The 1,164-nt window shown below is 34.5% G+C and carries 1 protein-coding gene; it reads left to right on the top strand.

The genetic code is table 11. The annotated features are described in order from the left end of the window. The first annotated feature begins 22 nt into the window (after positions 1-22). A complete protein-coding gene (locus tag P9E47_RS22875; protein WP_326165188.1) occupies positions 23-1,129 on the top strand; it encodes a hypothetical protein in 1,107 nt (368 codons plus the stop codon). Positions 1,130-1,164 lie beyond the last annotated feature (35 nt).

The following is a 1,164-nucleotide window of genomic DNA, read 5'->3' as shown; positions in this document are numbered from 1 at the left end:
TAGTTTCTTGGGTCCATTATAGTTGATCGTTTGCCTAACCGCCCTTATCTATCTATTTATTCTACGATTCTTTGATGGGGAAAAATTAAAAGATATTATTAATTATGTCCAAATTGGGTTATCACTTATGATTATGGTTGGATACCAATTGCTTGTTCGCTCTTTTCAGTTTATGGACTTAACCGTTGCTCTTGAACCGCAATGGTGGCAAATATTTATCTTTCCGATGTGGTATGGGGCAAGTATGGAAATGATGATGAATGGTGCTTTTCAGTTGTTTTACCTTGTCTTTTCAGCTTTCGGAATCCTGATTCCTTTCCTATCCATTTGGATTTATATGAAATGTAATCATGTTTTTGAACAAAACCTTCAAAAGCTCACTTATCATGGGAAAGCAAAGGAAAATAAACATAGTAAGCTAAGGTCTTTGTTCCTTAGAGTCATTTGCCACTCAAATGAAGAAAAAGCCTTTTTCCGATTTGCCAGTTCCATGATGAAAAATGAACGAGATTTTAAATTAAAGGTGTATCCATCTTTGGGCTTTTCCATTGTGATTCCTTTTATTTTTATCATGAATGGCTTTGATACCAATCTAGATCATTTATCGACTAGCAAATTATATTTAACAATTTACTTTAGCTTAATCATCATCCCGACCATCATGATCCTTCTGAAGTTTTCAGGAAAATATAAGGGGGCGTGGATTTACAGGGTTGCTCCTATACAACAACTAAAACCGATATTTAGTGGTACGATAAAGGCGTTTATCTTTAAGTTATATTTACCAGTTTACTTGGTTTTAAGCGCAGTATTTATTGTATTATTTGGAGTAGGAGTTTTACCAGATCTTGTAGTTGTATTTTTAAATGCCTGCACTTATGCTGTCATTTGTTTTATGATTCTTAAAAAGTCAATTCCTTTCTCAGAGTCTTTCGATCAGTACAATCAAAACAGCAACGGTGCGATTGTATTCGGTTTAATGCTGTTTGTTGGATTGTTTGCTGGTCTACATTTTGTCAGCACCTTGTTCTCATACGGGATTTATCTATATTTTGTGATTACCATCATTTGTTTGGCTACTATTTGGAAATTAGCTTTCAATATTACTTGGGAAAAGATTATTGGGTGACATAGGGTCGGGAACACTAGCTTTGCATAGCTTGA

The sequence above is a fragment of the Schinkia azotoformans genome, assembly GCF_035811335.1.
Taxonomy (GTDB): domain Bacteria; phylum Bacillota; class Bacilli; order Bacillales; family Bacillaceae_J; genus Schinkia; species Schinkia azotoformans.
This window is presented reverse-complemented; position numbering and strand designations above follow the sequence as displayed.